15 protein-coding genes are annotated in these 15,713 nt (G+C 63.5%); 6 read left to right on the top strand and 9 right to left on the bottom strand.

Annotated features, from left to right (window positions below; translation table 11 throughout):
* Positions 1-4: 4 nt before the first annotated feature.
* Positions 5-2,551 (bottom strand): hypothetical protein, encoded by a 2,547-nt coding sequence (locus CTEST_RS13630; RefSeq protein ID WP_047254089.1) that lies wholly within the window; start codon positions 2,549-2,551, stop codon positions 5-7.
* Positions 2,548-3,351: an NUDIX hydrolase gene (locus CTEST_RS12905; RefSeq protein WP_047254088.1), complete on the bottom strand. Its 804-nt coding sequence runs from the start codon at positions 3,349-3,351 to the stop codon at positions 2,548-2,550. Before CTEST_RS12905 ends, CTEST_RS13630 begins: the two co-directional genes overlap by 4 nt.
* A 74-nt stretch (positions 3,352-3,425) precedes the next feature.
* Between CTEST_RS12905 and CTEST_RS12900 the strand changes: the two genes are divergently transcribed.
* The 4 genes from CTEST_RS12900 to CTEST_RS12885 are packed head-to-tail and all read left to right on the top strand — an operon-like array spanning position 3,426 to position 6,556.
* Positions 3,426-4,898 (top strand): CCA tRNA nucleotidyltransferase, encoded by a 1,473-nt coding sequence (locus tag CTEST_RS12900; protein ID WP_047254087.1) that lies wholly within the window; start codon positions 3,426-3,428, stop codon positions 4,896-4,898.
* 7 nt (positions 4,899-4,905) lie between these two features.
* On the top strand, positions 4,906-5,511 hold the full coding sequence (locus CTEST_RS12895; RefSeq protein WP_047254086.1) for a YqgE/AlgH family protein: 606 nt from the start codon (positions 4,906-4,908) through the stop codon (positions 5,509-5,511).
* A gap of 2 nt (positions 5,512-5,513) precedes the next feature.
* Positions 5,514-6,215, top strand: coding sequence for an AzlC family ABC transporter permease (locus CTEST_RS12890; protein WP_047254085.1), 702 nt, complete (start codon positions 5,514-5,516; stop codon positions 6,213-6,215).
* Positions 6,197-6,556 carry a branched-chain amino acid transporter permease gene (locus tag CTEST_RS12885; protein ID WP_083985635.1) on the top strand — a complete coding sequence of 120 codons (360 nt, stop codon included), beginning with the start codon at positions 6,197-6,199 and terminating at the stop codon, positions 6,554-6,556. Before CTEST_RS12890 ends, CTEST_RS12885 begins: the two co-directional genes overlap by 19 nt.
* Here CTEST_RS12885 and CTEST_RS12880 read toward each other — a convergent pair.
* From CTEST_RS12880 to CTEST_RS12855, 6 genes are all read right to left on the bottom strand, one after another.
* The gene (locus tag CTEST_RS12880) at positions 6,553-6,873 is read right to left on the bottom strand and encodes a hypothetical protein (RefSeq protein ID WP_047254473.1); all 321 of its coding nucleotides are present in this window, start codon (positions 6,871-6,873) and stop codon (positions 6,553-6,555) included. The two genes, CTEST_RS12885 and CTEST_RS12880, sit on opposite strands and share 4 nt — an antisense overlap.
* A 50-nt stretch (positions 6,874-6,923) precedes the next feature.
* Positions 6,924-7,907: a bile acid:sodium symporter family protein gene (locus CTEST_RS12875; protein ID WP_047254083.1), complete on the bottom strand. Its 984-nt coding sequence runs from the start codon at positions 7,905-7,907 to the stop codon at positions 6,924-6,926.
* A 31-nt stretch (positions 7,908-7,938) separates the two neighbouring features.
* Positions 7,939-9,483 (bottom strand): tripartite tricarboxylate transporter permease, encoded by a 1,545-nt coding sequence (locus tag CTEST_RS12870; RefSeq protein WP_047254082.1) that lies wholly within the window; start codon positions 9,481-9,483, stop codon positions 7,939-7,941.
* Complete coding sequence (locus CTEST_RS12865; protein ID WP_052844403.1) at positions 9,483-10,076, bottom strand: tripartite tricarboxylate transporter TctB family protein; 594 nt, start codon at positions 10,074-10,076, stop codon at positions 9,483-9,485. Before CTEST_RS12865 ends, CTEST_RS12870 begins: the two co-directional genes overlap by 1 nt.
* A 30-nt stretch (positions 10,077-10,106) precedes the next feature.
* The gene (locus tag CTEST_RS12860) at positions 10,107-11,054 is read right to left on the bottom strand and encodes a Bug family tripartite tricarboxylate transporter substrate binding protein (RefSeq protein WP_236686103.1); all 948 of its coding nucleotides are present in this window, start codon (positions 11,052-11,054) and stop codon (positions 10,107-10,109) included.
* A gap of 236 nt (positions 11,055-11,290) precedes the next feature.
* Entirely contained in the window at positions 11,291-11,971 is a 681-nt protein-coding gene (locus tag CTEST_RS12855; protein WP_047254080.1) for a GntR family transcriptional regulator, read from the bottom strand.
* A 93-nt stretch (positions 11,972-12,064) separates the two neighbouring features.
* Here CTEST_RS12855 and acnA point away from each other — a divergent pair, with 93 nt between their 5' ends.
* Positions 12,065-14,683, top strand: coding sequence for an aconitate hydratase AcnA (gene acnA, locus CTEST_RS12850; RefSeq protein WP_236686102.1), 2,619 nt, complete (start codon positions 12,065-12,067; stop codon positions 14,681-14,683).
* Here acnA and CTEST_RS12845 read toward each other — a convergent pair.
* Positions 14,649-14,993 (bottom strand): Rieske (2Fe-2S) protein, encoded by a 345-nt coding sequence (locus CTEST_RS12845; protein ID WP_201774853.1) that lies wholly within the window; start codon positions 14,991-14,993, stop codon positions 14,649-14,651. The two genes, acnA and CTEST_RS12845, sit on opposite strands and share 35 nt — an antisense overlap.
* A gap of 490 nt (positions 14,994-15,483) precedes the next feature.
* Here CTEST_RS12845 and CTEST_RS13935 point away from each other — a divergent pair, with 490 nt between their 5' ends.
* Complete coding sequence (locus CTEST_RS13935; protein ID WP_260452630.1) at positions 15,484-15,618, top strand: hypothetical protein; 135 nt, start codon at positions 15,484-15,486, stop codon at positions 15,616-15,618.
* Positions 15,619-15,713 lie beyond the last annotated feature (95 nt).

The raw sequence follows: 15,713 nt of genomic DNA, 5'->3' as shown, positions 1-15,713 counted from the left end.
TGACCTAACCATTCTTGGTTTGTTCACTTTGACGACGCTTGTCGGAGCGTCGGCGCCCCACCCGGAACACCAATGCCAGGGTGAGCCCGATGATGAGGAGCAGCGCGATTCCGTAGGTGCCGACAATACCGGCCCGGGTTTGCACGGTGATGTCCACCGGAGTGGAGATGGGCGAGCCGTCGCGAGTGGCCAACCACAGCTGCAGCTGGGTTTGATCCCGCCCGGAGGGCAGGTCCGCGGTCATCTGTACCGTGATCGACCCGTGGGCGGGGATGTGGACCCGCTCGGGGACGTTGACGTGGGCACCGGTGGGCCCGGAGTACGCCAACTCGGCGTCGACAGGCAGCGGGAGGCCGTTTTCTGCGACGATGAGCAGCGGTGAGCTTTCCGATACCCGCGTGTACACATTGCCCGGCGGGATGAGCGCCACCGACCCGCGCAGGTCTTGGAGGGCCTGGCGGTTGGCATCGAGGCGCTCATCGGTGCGGAGCACGGCCGTGTCGTAGGTGCCGATGCTGTTGCGGTCGGTGGCGGTGAGGGAGGACACGACATCGCGGCGCAGCGGCAAGGTGAAGCCGTAGCGGTTGAGGGCAATTGCGGGGTCGTTGAGGGTGATGCGGGTGAGATCGTCGATGTAGCGGGCTTGCTGGCCCGCGCGCAGCACCTCGGCGTCGCTGATCACTGATGGGTCGATGTAGGGGCTGCCGAAGCGCACGACACCCGGCGTCGGCGGGGCGATCGGCTGGTCATCCAGCCCGGTCGGGCCACTGATCGCGGTGCCGAGCGCCAAGGGCAGCGCCGCGGAGCTAGCGAACAGAGCGGACGTCGTGTCCAGCAGCGTTGCCGCGGTGCCGGGGTCGAGGTTGGCCGGGGGGACGGCGAAGATGGGGTCGGGCTTTTGCGCCCACTCCCCCGGCAGCGACTTTTCGGCCACGGTCAGCCGCAGCGCCGCGCCCGCTGAGATGGCGCGGGCCGCGGTGGAATCCTGTCGGTAGTCGTATCGTGCCTCCGGGTTGGAGTAGCCGGTCGTCGCGGGCGCGGGTCCCGTCGACGCCAGCATGGCGCCCAAGGCGCCGGGGAACTTCCAGGCGTGGATACCCGGCGCGAGCAGGGCGGAGGAGTCGGTCGAGGGCACTCCCCACGTTGTGTTGTCGGCAACGAGGACGCTCACCGGCTGGGCGGGTGCGACCGGCACCGCAGGCCCCGTCGGGGTGAGATCGGTGGATTCCAGAGCGGTGTCATCATCCGTGGTCGGTTCCTGCGGCGCGAGGGCGGCGACTTCCCGCTCCCAGGTCTGCTGCATGCCGCCCGTGGACACGGTCGAGGTGGACTGGTCGGCCCAGCCGAGTGCCGGGGCGGCCTGCTCGGTGACGTAACCGCTGTTGGGGATGACCAGATTACTCACCGGCGTGGCACCCAGTTCGTCGCGGAGGACGGTCGGGCCGCGCTCCACGGATTCGCGGAAGAGCCATTCGTCGCGGGTGGCGGCGACGGCGTTGAGGTCGGCATTGTTCCAGGGCAGGGCGACCACACAGCTGCGGGAGGCAACCTCGCGCAAAGCCGAGAGCCACTCCCTGGCCTGCTCCGTACCGGTCCCCTGCTCGCCCTGATCCGAGTCGTCGCTGCTGCCCCAGGAATCGCGCAGCCGCTGCGATTTTTGTACCGGCGACGGGCGGGTATCAGAAACGACGTAGCCATCGTCTGCCATCCGCGCGACGGTATCCACCAGGGCAGGATCGATGGCCAGGCACGAACCCTCGCGCAGGTTCGTGGCGTGGGGTCCCTCCGTGATGGCGTAGCGATACGTCGACAGCAGGCGTTCCAGCCGACCGCCCTCAGCCAGCTGGCCGGCGAGCTGATCGCTGCTGAGGATGAGCGCCGGTTGTTCCGGCGCGGTCCCCAACTCCCCCGGCACAATGTCAATCTCCGCCGTCAAGGGGTACAAGAGGTTGAGCCCGGGCGCCTGAGTCGCGGGGGCGTCCCCGTCGCTGGCCACGGACACCAGCATCCGCTCGCTGCTCAGCTGCCGCTCGCCGCCTTCATCCAGCGAGCCGCTCAGCGCAAACATCACCGGGTACACCGCGCCGGGCTCGAGACCCAGGTCGGCGGCACTGATCGCGACGGTGACGTCGCGCCGCTCCCCCGGCGCCACAGAGCCAGAGATGCTTATCGACGCCGCCCCAAACGGGTACGCAGAATCGTCCCGGCTCAGCGCCTGCCGGGCCTGCCCCGCCGTCGGCGTGGCATAGCCACGCTGCGGGCGCAGGGTGAGATTGCTGGCGGTGGTTGCTGAATCATTCGACACCGTGAGGGTGACGGTGAGCTGCTGGCCCGGTGCCAGCTGCGCGGCGCCGAGATCGGGGGCGTCGAAAAGCTCGAGACCGATGCCGTCTGCGGACTCGCCGCGGGCTGCCGGATTGACCCACTGCTCGGCGACCGACGGATCATCGGGGCTGACGGGGGTTGGGAGGGCGTGTGCGGGGGTGACCCAAGCGGGCGTGGATAAGCACAGCAATACCCCGGCAACCAGGAGGCGCTGCGAGCGGCTCACCTCGGGGTCGCCCTTCCGGCGGCCTTCTCCTCCCGCGCCAACTCAGGCAGAAGGTCGTGCGCGGTGCGGGCGAGCTTGCGCTCGTCGGCATAAGCCAGGTGCTCAATGAGCTCGGAGACGGGAATCCACGACACCTCGGTGACTTCCGGGTCCTCATCGTTGAGGCCGCCATCGACGAACCGCAGCAGGTGGTGGTGCACCGTCTTGTGGATGCGCACCCCCTCGGAGACGAACCAATAATCAATAACACCGAGGTCAGCGAAGGTTTTTCCGTGCACGCCGGTTTCTTCCCACACCTCGCGCTCGGCCGTCGCCCGGCGATCCTCCCCCGGTTCCACATGCCCCTTTGGCATGGACCACAGGAGGCGGCCGCGGCGATCCAGGCGCCCGATCAATGCGACATACACCCGGCTGAGATCAACCTCACCGGCATCATTGACGGCTTCTGCCAGGCCCGACACGACGAGCCCACCGGCGGAGGTTTCATCGCGGGTAACCATCCGGCTATTGGCCGGTGAGCGGCGTTTCTGCTGCGCATTGCGCTGATTGCCGCGCTGGTTGGAGCGTTGCGAGGCCGAGCGCCGACGGTTGCCGGAGCCATCGCGGTTGCCTGACTTCCGGCGGCCGCGCCCTTTATCCTCGTCGCCGGTTGTTCCTGAGGATCCCGAGGATCCCGAGGATTCAGCCTTCTGGGACTTCTGCCCCTCCTCCGGGGCGCCTTGGGCACGGCGACGCGAACGCCGGCGGCGGCGCCGACGCTTCGGATCATGGGAATCCGATCCCCGCTCAATGTCAGTCATCCCCGCCATCGTATCCGCTGGGAGCACCTTTCGAAATTCCCGAACGCCCGTGTGTCACCGGTAGATTGGTGGCTGTGACTTTTGCGGACGCTCCACTGACCCCCCTGGCCCTGTTATCGCGGGCTGAGAAGACCATCGTCGGGCTGTCCCCGGTGCTGTCCGATTTGGTGGCGGCGTTCGCGGCAAGGGATGTTCCTCTATATCTCGTCGGTGGTTCCGTGCGCGACGCGGTCCTCGACCGGTTGGGCGATGATCTCGATTTCACCACTCCTGCCCGCCCCGACCTCATCCTGGAGATCCTCAACGGCTGGACTGACACCGTGTGGGACACGGGCATTGACTTTGGCACGATCTCCGCCGTCAAATACGGCCAGCAAGTCGAGATCACCACCTTCCGCTCCGACACGTATGACGGGCAGTCCCGCAACCCGGCCGTCATGTTCGGCGACACCCTCGAGGGTGATCTCATTCGCCGCGACTTCCGCTGCAATGCGATGGCCGTCGAGTTGTCGCTTATCGACGGCGCGCTGGAGGGTCGTTTCCACGACCCCCTCGGCGGGCTCGATGATGTGATCAGTCACTGCCTGGACACCCCCGATGCCCCCGAAATCTCCTTCAACGACGATCCCCTGCGCATGCTGCGCGCCGCCCGCTTCGTCTCCCAGCTCGGGTTCGGGGTCACCGATCGGGTCCGTTCCGCCATGACTGACATGGCCGGGCAGATTGAGCGCATCACCGTCGAGCGGATCCAGGTGGAGCTGGACAAACTCATGCTCGGCGCCGCCCCCTGGGCCGGAATGAACCTGCTGGTCAACACCGGCATCGCGGGCTATGTCTTCCCGGAAATCCCCGCAATGCAGGCGATGCAAGATGAGCACCGCCAGCACAAGGACGTTTACGCCCACTCCATGCAGGTCCTCCGCCAGGCCATCGACCAGGAAGAAGACGGCCCGGATCTCGTGCTGCGTTGGGCGGCGTTGCTCCACGACAGCGGCAAGCCCGCCACTCGTTCCTTCGAGGACGGCCGTGTCTCCTTCCACCACCACGAGGTCGTCGGCTCCAAGCTGGTGCGCAAGCGTCTGCGCACCCTGAAATACCCCAAGCACGTCACCTCCGACATCAGCCAACTCGTCTACCTGCACATGCGCTTCCACGGCTTCGGCGAGGGCCAGTGGACCGATTCGGCCGTGCGCCGCTACGTCACCGACGCCGGCGAACTCCTCCCCCGCCTGCACAAACTCGTGCGCGCGGACTGCACCACCCGCAATCAGAAAAAGGCGGCCCGCCTGCAGCGCACCTACGATCACCTGGAAGAGCGCATCGCCGATATCGCCGCCAAGGAGGACCTCGCCCGCGTGCGACCGGACCTCGATGGCAACGAGATCATGGACCTCCTTTCCCTGCCTCCGGGGCCCGAGGTGGGTAAGGCGTGGGCATTCATGAAGGAGCTGCGCCTGGAGCGCGGGCCGTTGGAGCGCGAGGTTGCGATTGCAGAACTGCGCCAGTGGTGGGAAGCTGAACAGTCACATCGTGAGGAAGGACAATAGCGTGTCAATGCCTGACTTTTTCGCCGACCGCTTATTCAATGCCCTCGAGCGCAACGAGCCCGAGCCCGGCATGCTGCTCGTTGCGGCCCCCGGCATGCTGTCCGAAGAGTTCAACCGTTCCGTCGTGCTCATCATCGAGCACAACGATCACCTGACGTTCGGCGTCAACCTCGCCTCGCGGAGTGACGTCGCGGTGTTCAACGTCATGCCCGAATGGCTCCCCGCCGTCGCCAAACCTCAAGCCCTCTACATTGGTGGGCCGCTGAGCCAGCAGTCCGTCGTTGGCCTGGCCATGACCAAGCCGGGAGTCGACCCGGGTCAGGCACCCCAGCTCAATCGCCTGGCCAACCGCCTCGCCCATGTCGATCTGCGCGCCGACCCGGAGGAGATCGCCGAGCTCGTCGAAGGCGTGCGCCTGTTCGCCGGCTATGCCGAGTGGGCACCCGGCCAGCTCGACGAGGAGATCGAGCGCGGCGATTGGTTCGTCGCCCCCGCCCTACCCACCGACGTGGTGGCGCCTGGTCGCGCCGATCTGTGGGGTGATGTCATGCGCCGCCAGCAGATGCCCCTTCCGTTGTTCTCTACGTTCCCGGCCGACTTGGTGGATAACTAAGGATGGTCGGCGAAGAAATAAAGAAGGGCCTGCGCGAGGCTTGGCCCGTCGCCCTCGGTCTCATTCCCCTCGGGCTGGCCTTCGGCCTGCTCATTACTCAGGTGGGTTTCGCCTGGTTTTGGGCCCCCATCTTCTCCCTGGTCATCTACGCCGGGTCAACGGAGTTCCTCGCGATCAGCCTCATCACCTCCGGCGTCGGCCCGGTCTCCGCAGCGATCACCGGCTTCATGGTGAACTTCCGCCACATCTTCTACGGCCTCACCTTCCCGCGCGATGCCATCCGCAGCCGGGTCGGTCGCGCGTATTCGACCTATGCCCTCACCGATGAGAACTACGCGATCGTCTCCGCCCGCCCCCCGGGCAAGGTGAGTGGTCCCTGGGTCCTCACCATCCAGATCTTCTGCCAGTCCTCGTGGGTTATCGCCGGTATCGTCGGTGCGCTCGTCGGTGGAGTGATCCCCTCGGGCCTGCAGGGCATGGAGTTCGCCTTGGTGGCGTTGTTCGCCGTGCTGGCGTGGGAGACCTTCCGCAACAATCCGGACTGGTCGCTCCCCATCATCGCCCTCGTCCTCGGTGTGCTCGTGGGCTTGGTGTCCCCCGCGCACCTTCTCATGATCGCGTTGCTGCTGTACTTTTTCACCCTCCTGGCGCGATTCCTCTCCCCCGCCCTGGACCAGAAGCTGGAATGGAGGCGGAGTCGATGAACTACGGCCTGCCTGAAGGGGTGACCCTCACCGGCGCCCTGGCGGTCTTGCTGCCCATCGCGTTGGTGACGCTGGCCCTGCGGTGGCTTCCCTTCGCCTTTGTCAATGTCCTCAAGGGCAACGAGTTTTTCGCGTTGCTCGGCCGGATGATGCCCGTGGGCGTCATGGTGGTCCTCGTCGTGTACACGCTATTCGGACAGGCGAAGGCGCCCGGCGGAGTGTGGGCCGCCCTCATCGCGTTGGCGTTCACCCTGGGTCTGCATGCGTGGCGGCGCGACTCCGGCCTCTCCATCCTGGGGGGAACCGCGGTCTACATGCTGCTGGTGAATCTCGTCTTCTAGAGTTCCGGGAACGCTGCGGCGGCTTCCGCCCACAGGCCTTCGAACTCGTCGTTGGTGAGCTTTCGGGCCTCGATGTCCGGGAAATCCGCGTAGGTATCCGGGTGCGGGACAGTTGCTTGGGGGCGATTATTCATGCCGGCAGAGGTCTCCTGGGTGGCTGCCCCGCGGATGCGTTCCGCCGGGTCGAGCTCGATGATGCGCAGCATGGTGCAGGTTTCTGGGTCGATCTCTTCCAACTCGGCGAGGTGGGTGACGGACCCGGCGCCGGGGATGCTCATGTCGATACGAACGTAAAGGTGCTGTTTCACGTGAAACATCTTCGGTGGTTTGATGTCGAAGTGCAAGCCCGGCGGGCGTCGATAAGCACTCAGTAATGCACTTTGGTGGGCTCGCCGCCGCGGGCCTCGCGGGCGTAGCGCGCTGCCAGCCAGGAACACATCATCAGCTGGACCTGGTGGAAGATCATCAGCGGCAAGATAAGCAACCCCAGGTTTGCCCCACCGAAAATGACCGACGCCATGGGCAGCCCCGTCGCCAGCGACTTCTTAGTGCCGCAGAATTGGACGGCCTTGACGTCCTTCTCATCAAAGCCCAGACGTCGCGCAACGAAGCGGGTGAGCCACAACATCAACGCCACCATCGCGATCGACAACCCAATGAGGAACGCAATCTCCCCCACCGACACCTGACCCCACACGCCGCTGACCACCCCGGCCGAAAATGCTGAGTACACGACCATCGTGATCGAGCCCCGGTCCACCAGCTTGGTGGCCTTGTTAGCGGCAAAGCCCTTCACCCAGCGGCGGGCAAGCTGCCCCAAAATGAACGGCAACAGCAGAAGGACAGCAATGTCGAGGAACACCTGGGCATCGACATGAATGCCACCGCCCTGAGACATGAACAGCATGACCAGCAGCGGAGTGAGGAACACGCCCGCCAAATTGGAGGCACTCGCCGCGACGATCGCCCCGGCGACGTTACCCTTAGCGATCGACGTGAAAGCCACCGAGGACTGCACCGTCGACGGCACGAGCGTGAGATAAAGAATACCCAGGTAGAGGCTCTCAGGAATGACATGAGTCAACGGTTGCAAGGACCAACCGAGCAGGGGAAACACGACGAACGTAAACCCCAAAATCAACAGATGCAAGCGCCAATGCATGAGCCCCTTGAGGGCCTCACGGGTAGACAGGCGAGCCCCATAAAGAAAGAACAAAAGCGCGATGGCCAGATTCGTCGCGATGGAAAAGTACCTAGCAAACTCCCCCCGCGCCGGAGCGATGAGGGCGACAACGACCGCCAGGACGATAAGCACAATGAGCGGATCGACCCGCCGGAGTCTGGACACCATGCCGTCAAGTCTACGACCCGGCGAGGCTCACCTAGGACTGCGGCGTCAGCACAGCCTGCCCGTGTTCACTGTGCCCTTCACGGCGCTTCCGCGCGTTGGAGTAGTGCTTGTAGCCAGCCGCGACCAGAACAACGCTCATCATGGCGTACAGCAACCACGTGATCCAGGAGCCCACCAAGATGCTGTAGTCACCGCCCGAGGACAGCAACGCATTGCGGAAACTCGTCTCAGCCAACGGGCCGAGGATGACACCGATCATGACCGGGGCGAGCGGGAAATCATAGCGGCGCATGAAAAAACCAAGGATGCCAATCCCCAGCACGAGGATGAGATCGGTCACCGACGCCGACGTGGCGTACACCCCGAGCGCACAGAACAACGCAATCCCGGCGTAAAGAAAGTGCGAAGGAATGAGGAGCAGCTTCGCCCACATCGGAGCCAGCGGCAGGTTGAGGATGAGCAACACCACGAGGCCGATGAACAGCGACGCCAACAACGGCCAGACGAGGTCAGCATTGCGATCGAAGAGCAGCGGTCCCGGCTGGATGCCGTACTGCTGGAACGCCGCCAACATGATCGCCGCAGTGGCGGAGGTTGGCAGGCCCATGGCAAGCAGGGCACCCATCGCGGTGCCGGCCGTCGCATTACCCGCCGCCTCCGGCGCAGCGACACCTCGAATAGCCCCCTTGCCAAACTGGGGATCCTTGCGGCGCGCGTCGAGGTTACGCTCCGTGGCGTAGGCCATGAAGGTGGGCACTTCGGCGCCGCCGACGGGGATGACACCGAACGGCACACCGAAACCGGCACCACGGAGCCAGGCGGGGAATGCCTCCCGGAACTCCGCCCAGGACAGGTACGGGCGACCCATTCCGGATTTCGGCGCCTTCGGGTTCGTGTTCCGGCGATAAATAACGTAGAAAACCTCGCCCAGTGCGAGGATGCCGACGGTGACGACGATGATGCTGATGCCGTCGAAAAGCTCCGGGACTCCCCCGGTGAACCGCTGCGTACCGGAGATCCCATCGATACCGACGGTGGCGATGAGCAAGCCAATCACCAGCGAGGAGAGTCCTTTGATGAGGGAATCTGAGACAACGGCCGAACACGCCAGGAAGGCGAAAACCGCGAGCGCGAAGTATTCAGCGGGGCCGAAGAGGATAGCGAACTCGGCCAACTTGGGGGCGAAGAAAACGACCAGGGTCGTGGCGATGAGGCCACCGGTGAAAGCACCGATGGCGGAGGTAGCCAGGGCCTGCGGCGCGCGGCCAGCTAACGCCATCTTGTGCCCCTCGAAGGAGGTCGCGATGGCGGTGGAACCACCCGGCGTGTTCACCAGGATGGCCATCGTGGAGTCACCGAACAACCCACCAAAGTAGACCCCGGCGAACATGATGAACGCCGCCGTCGGGTCAAGGCTGAAGGTGATGGGCAGCAGCAGGGCCACGGCCATCGCCGAACCCATGCCGGGGAGGACACCGACGGCCGTGCCGAGGAGCGCTCCAATGACCACCCACAGCAAGTTCATCGGATCAAAAGCGGCGGAGAATCCGCCAAAAAGTAGCTGGAGTTGTTCCATTAGAAGATGCCTCCCAAGATTCCAGCCGGCAAGGAAAGCCCGAGGCCCATGGAGAAGGCAACTTGGATAGCCGAGGACACGACCAGACCAACTGCGAGGTTAAGCAGGGGCTTCTTTCCGCCGAGCGCCAAGGACAGCACCCAGAAAAGCAGCGCCGCGCTGATGATCCAGCCCAGTGGCTCCAGCACCAGGGCAAACACGCCGAAGGCCATGATGGCGATGAGCAGCCCGCGCCTGTTGGTCTGCGTGACGGGGAGCATGCTCTCCGCCACGTCCTCCCCGACCGGCGGCACGTATCGGGTGCCACGGTCGAATTCGGGATGGCGGAAGGTTTCCACCACCAGCGCCACCACCAATACGGTGGAGAAGGCGGCCAGCAAGCTGGGATAGAGCTTTGGACCCGGTGACTGCGCCGACGCAGGAACATCCATGGTGAGGATGCCGTAGATGACATAAACGGTGAATACTGCCAGGATTGCGGCAACGACTAGGGAACCGTATCCCTTAAGGAAGAGGTGCTCGCGTGACCCCGGCGATTGTTCCGGTGACTGTTCTGGGGGCTGTTCAGTGGGCTGTTCAGTGGTGATGGTCATGTGATTGTCCTAGGTGTGTCGGGGTCGGGATCAGTATCCGAGGTCGGACCAAATGGCGTCGACGATCGCGATTTCTTCCTCGAGGTTCTTGGCAAAGGCCTCCCCCACGAGGGACGTGTCCGTCCACTGGTTGCGTTCGAGGGCGTTCGCCCAGCTGTCGGACGCGATCATCTCGCTGACGATGGCTTCGAGCTCTGCTCGCTGCTCATCGGTGATTCCCGGCGGGGCGACGACCCCGCGCCAGTTAGTCAGCGTGACGTCGTACCCCTCGTCAACGAGGGTGGGGGCATCAATTCCTTCGACGGGTTCCTCAGCCGACACCGCCAGGACCTTGAGGCGGCCGGCTTGGACCTGGTCTTCAAAGTCGGCGTAGCCGCTGACGGAAGCGGAGATCGTGCCGGACAGCAGCGCGGTGGCGAGCTCCGCTCCGCCAGAATGGGCCATGTAGTTGATCTCGGTGGGATCCATGTCGGCGGCACTGGCGATCTGGGCAACGATCATCTGGTCGAGGCTGCCGAGGGAGCCGCCGCCGAAAGCGAACGTTCCGGGTGCTTGCTTCCAATCCGCGACGAGTTCATCGACGGAGTTGTAGGGCGAGTCAATGGGAACAACGACGACATCGTAGTCGTCGGTGAGACGGGCAATGGGGGTGACGTCACCCAAGTTGACCCCGGAGCCGTTGATATTGATCGCCCCCAGCATCGTGATGCCCATGACCATGAGAGTGGTGGATTCGCCGGGCATTTCTACGAGCTGGCTGAGCCCGATGGTGCCACCCGCGCCGGGGATGTTGACCACCTGCGGGCTGTTGACAATTCCCTCGGCTCGCAGGGCCTGTTGCGCCTCACGCGCAGCCCCATCCCATCCGCCGCCCGCATTGGCCGGGGCGATGAGTGTGAGGCTGGCGCGGGCATTGGATCCTGATTCTGATCGCGCTGCGTCCGTGACGCCAAGAATGACGAGGGCGAGGCCCACCACTGCGGCAATGACGGTTATCGCTGTTCTAAGGGGTGTTCTGGCTGGTGAATCGTGGGATCTCGACATTGGGTGCTGCCCCTCCAAATCTGCGGGATCGAGCTTGGGTTAGCTCGGTCTCTGCATCTTATAAGTTGCACACCATGAAGTCCATCACAGTATTCACGGATTGTGACGTGAGGCATGGCAGAAGTTTGCAGGGGTTCAACGCCAGGGGTGCGCTGGAGAGCGCTGGAAAGTTACGTGTGGGAAGTGGCCTCCAGCACCTCGATGGCCCGCCCACCGAGGCTGCCCTGAATGTGGCGTCGCATGGTTGCTTCCGCCCGCTTCGAGTCCCCAACGGTGATGGCGTCGACTAATTCGCGGTGTTCTGCTGCCACTCGGGAGCTTTCCGCTGCGGAATCACCCCGCGACTGCAGCCCGATGAGCCGGTAGCGGTCGGCTTTGTCCCATAGTCGTTCCAACAGATCGACGAGGATGGGGTTATGGGAGGCCACGTAGATGGCGCGGTGAAACTCCCGATGGGCCATGAGTGCTGGTAGATCGACCCCTTCGCTAAGTGGCTGGAGCTGCGAAGAAGCCTGAATGATGCGGGTGAGTTCGTCCTCGGTTCGCCGGGCCGCCGCTAGACCGGCGGCGAGGGGATCGAGTTGGTCCCGTACTTCCAACAGGTGGCGGGCTTCATCTGCCGTGACCTGGGTGACTCGGGCATCTTTGTGGGCGGAGAGGGAAATAAGGCCCTCTGCGGACAGACGGCGGATTGCCTCCCGGAGCGGCGTGGTGCTCACCCCCATTTTCTTCGCCAGGTCCCCCTGCTGGATGGCAGTACCGGGAGTTAGCTCTCCGGTGATGATCAGCTCACGCAGGCTGAGGTAGGCAAACCCGGTTTTGGTGAGGGATCCGTGTACTTGTAGGGCCATCGCTCCCCCAATTCTCTCAACGACTGTTGAAACTAGGGTATCACCGCGTAATCTACTTCATAGATTATAAGATATAACGTGATTGGAGTCCTCGTGACGGTACCTACCCGCACCCTGACCGTCGCTGGCGTTGCTCACCGGTACTACTCGGCCAGTGACACCCTGGGCCCGGACTACCGGAGATGGCCGACCGTGCTGCGCCTCCTCGCGGAGAACATCGCCCGGCGCGCCCCCGAACCCGATCGCTCGTCAATGCTGTCCGCTGTCCGCGGCTGGATCCATCAGCGCACCAGCGACGCAGAGATCCACTACTCCCCAAGCCGGCTTCTCATGCATGACACCACCAGTACGCCAGCTCTGGTGGACATGGCAGCCATGCGGGACGCCCTGGCATTGTCCGGTGTCGATCCCACGTCTATCAATCCCCTGCTGCCTGTTGAGATCTCGGTAGACCATTCCCTCGCCGTTGAGCACTACGGAACGGCAGATGCTCCTGGCAAGAACATCCGCACGGAGATTCGCCGCAATCGCGAGCGCTATCGGTTTCTCAAATGGGCTTCGTCTGCCCTGAACAATATCCACATCAACCCGCCCGGTACCGGCATCATGCACACCATCAACCTGGAGCAATTGGCCACCGTGGTTACTTCCGGGCAGATGGAAGGCGAGCCGTGGGTCTATCCCGACATGATGTTGGGGACCGACAGTCACACGCCCATGATCAACGGGCTTGGAGTTCTGGGCTGGGGTATCGGCGGCTTAGAGGCCGAGTCGGTGATGTTCGGTTTCCCCACGACACTTAAGATCCCCGATGTGGTCGGTGTGAAGCTGACGGGGGCGCTTCGCCCAGGCGTTCTCTCTACAGATCTGGCGCTCGTGGTGACCAATGAGCTGCGCCGCCTGGGTGTAGCGGGAGCTTTTGTCGAGTTTTTTGGCCCCGGTGTCGCCTCCCTCAGTGTTGGGGATCGCGCGGTCGTCGCCAATATGGCACCGGAATATGGAGCTACCACTGGCTATTTTCCCGCGGACGAGGCGGTGATTGACTACCTCCGCCTGACCGGGCGGCCGGCCTCCGCCCAGCAGCTCGTTCGTGACTACCTCCAACCCGCTGGACTTTGGTTCGAGCCGGAGAACTGCCCCGAATACTCTCGTGAGATTCTCATTGACCTCTCTGCTATTCGCACGAGCGTGGCGGGGCCCCGCCGTCCGCAGGACCTGTTGTCGATCGAGCAAGTTCCTCATGCACTAAGAAGTGAAACGTTCCCAGCGGAACGTGATCCTGACCTCCCGGAATTCCCGATCGCCCTGGCATCGATCACCAGCTGCACTAACACTTCCGACGCCCGCCTCCTCATCGCTGCCGGTCTCCTGGCGCGAACAGCTCGCCGCCGTGGTCTTCGGCCACCGGAATGGGTCAAAACCTCGCTGGCGCCCGGGTCACCGGCAGCGGTGTCCTTCCTCGAGCGTGCCGGGCTGCTCGACGATCTCGCGGCAGTGGGCTTCGACATCGTAGGATTTGGCTGCGCCACCTGCATTGGCAACTCCGGTCCCCTACCGGAGATGATCGCTAGGTCATTGCGGGCGGGGACGTCTCAGCCAGTGGCGGTGCTCTCCGGAAATCGCAACTTTCCCGGGCGTGTGCACCCTGACCTGGAATTAGGGTTGCTCATGAGTCCGCCGATGGTCATTGCCTATGCGCTTACCGGTGACGCTGCTACGAATGTGTCATCAGATCCCTTGGGCACAGATCGTGAGGGCCGTCCGGTGTATGTGCGGGACTTGTGGCCATCTTCGGAGGAGATCGATCATGTTCTCAGCGAGGCCATCGATCCCGATGACTATCTGCGTGACTTCCGCACGGCCTCGGACAGTCGGCTGTGGCAGGAGATTGAGGCGCCCACCGGCGACCTTTTTCCCTGGGATGAGGATTCCACCATGTTGCGGCCTCCTCCTTTCGCGCGCAAGGCCAGCGGCAGTTTGCTCGGGACGTATCTCGCTCACCCGCTGATGGTGCTTGGCAGCGATGTCACCACCGATCACATTTCGCCTGCTAGCGCGATTCCCCGTGACAGTTTTATCGCCGATTTTCTGGTGGCACGCGGAGAGGACCGCGATGACCTCAACGTTTTTGCTTCGCGGCGAGGCAATTGGGAGGTCATGGCGCGTGGTGCCTTTCATGCGAAATCTCTCCGCAACTCCTTGGCTCCTGGGGCTGGTACGGCTACGACGGTGCACGGTCCTTCTGGGCAGGTCATGTCGGTGTGGGAGGCTGCGCAGCGCTATCAGCAGGAGGGCATTCCCGTCGTCGTTATCGCCGGTGAGCGTTACGGCATGGGATCTTCTCGTGATTGGGCGGCGAAGGTTCAGCACCTCCTCGGGGTGCGGGCCGTGCTCGCCACGAGCTTCGAGCGGATCCACCGCTCCAACCTCATCGGTATGGGAATTGTGCCGTTGACGGTGTCATCGGACATCCGCCTGCGGCTCGACGGGCTGAGTCCGGGCGATCGCCTGGAAATTCAGGCTGAGCACGTCGCACCCCGCTCCCCCATCAATGTCTCCGTCCACAGCGAATCCGGTAATTGGAGCTTTTCGACGACCGCGGCGATCGAGACCGACATGGAAGTTCAGCTCCTGCGGGCAGGCGGGGTGATCCCCACCATCCTTGACTCGGCTATCGCTAGCCGACGACCAGAGAGTCACCCTCCTGCTTAAGTGTCTTGGTGGTCAGTGGGTCTCGGGCGAGGCCCGAGACAACCGAGCCGTCGGAAATCTTGAACACCGAATTGTGGACGGTGCAGCGAACCGTGTCACCCTCGACTTCGGTAATGGGATTGTTCTGATGCGGGCAGGTGGTGGAGTATGCCACGTAGGTGCCCGCCGTCGGTTGAGCGATGATGTATTTGTCAACGATGATCGCGCTCCCCACCGGAACCTCTTGTGCCGCAACCTCTGCAGGTGCTTCCGAACCGCAGGCGGCGAGAAATGCACCCGCCACGGTGGTCGCCGTTCCGAGCAAGAACATGCGTCGGGTGCAACGGGTGGTCGGAGGTGTGGATGCTTCGCTCATACTGAAAATAGTAGTACGGTACGCATCTGCTCGATGAGAGTGACGATACGTGACGAAACGAAGCGACGCATCGGAGTGATATCTATCAACGTCACTGTGACGATAAAGTTTTGGCGAAGTCGTTGAGTACCGCTTTCCAATGTGACTTTGTGGCATCTCGGTCAGCCATGGAGGCCAAGCCATCGTGTTTGATGCTCAGTCGTGCCTTGGGTTGGTGGTTGCGCGAGGCGTCTGAGCAATCAAGAGTGGCTCTAGATCCGTCCGCAAATGAACAGCGCCAATAGCGCCACTTCTCGGTTGCTGATGTGGTCGGCTCTCCGGTTGCCGCAGAGGGCAGCAGGGTCGCGCCTCCCACCGTCATGAAGGAGTGGAAGCTCTCGAAGATTTCCTTCCACTCCCCTGGCACCGTCTTCGAGACCCCGGCATTGATAGAGCCCGTGACTGTTTGTCCAACTTCTCGGCGTCCGATGAGGCGCTCTACTTCCACGGCGATCCCCTGAGCCCACCAATCGGTCGCTCCCTCGGATTGTGCGATAGCCACCATCTCCTGGTGGCTGAGCTCCTGGATCCCTTGGCCTAGTTCGGTAGCCCGACTCTCCATGAGGGCTCGCCAATCCGTAGCATGTCGTCCGGTCGCGCGGGAGAATCTATCCGTCGTCATCGTTCCATTGTTTC

This window comes from Corynebacterium testudinoris (assembly GCF_001021045.1).
Lineage (GTDB): Bacteria > Actinomycetota > Actinomycetes > Mycobacteriales > Mycobacteriaceae > Corynebacterium > Corynebacterium testudinoris.
The sequence above is the reverse complement of the archived record's forward strand: the minus strand, read 5'-3'. Positions and strand labels throughout refer to the sequence as shown.

Bases quoted from the DNA above. Each gene is read 5' to 3' on its own strand.
- CTEST_RS12905 (WP_047254088.1), bottom strand. From the start codon at position 3,351: ATGACTGACATTGAGCGGGGATCGGATTCCCATGATCCGAAGCGTCGG.
- CTEST_RS12895 (WP_047254086.1), top strand. From the start codon at position 4,906: ATGCCTGACTTTTTCGCCGACCGCTTATTCAATGCCCTCGAGCGCAAC.
- CTEST_RS12890 (WP_047254085.1), top strand. From the start codon at position 5,514: ATGGTCGGCGAAGAAATAAAGAAGGGCCTGCGCGAGGCTTGGCCCGTC.
- CTEST_RS12885 (WP_083985635.1), top strand. From the start codon at position 6,197: ATGGAGGCGGAGTCGATGAACTACGGCCTGCCTGAAGGGGTGACCCTC.
- CTEST_RS12880 (WP_047254473.1), bottom strand. From the start codon at position 6,873: ATGTTTCACGTGAAACAGCACCTTTACGTTCGTATCGACATGAGCATC.
- CTEST_RS12875 (WP_047254083.1), bottom strand. From the start codon at position 7,907: ATGGTGTCCAGACTCCGGCGGGTCGATCCGCTCATTGTGCTTATCGTC.
- CTEST_RS12870 (WP_047254082.1), bottom strand. From the start codon at position 9,483: ATGGAACAACTCCAGCTACTTTTTGGCGGATTCTCCGCCGCTTTTGAT.
- CTEST_RS12865 (WP_052844403.1), bottom strand. From the start codon at position 10,076: ATGACCATCACCACTGAACAGCCCACTGAACAGCCCCCAGAACAGTCA.
- CTEST_RS12855 (WP_047254080.1), bottom strand. From the start codon at position 11,971: ATGGCCCTACAAGTACACGGATCCCTCACCAAAACCGGGTTTGCCTAC.
- CTEST_RS12845 (WP_201774853.1), bottom strand. From the start codon at position 14,993: ATGTTCTTGCTCGGAACGGCGACCACCGTGGCGGGTGCATTTCTCGCC.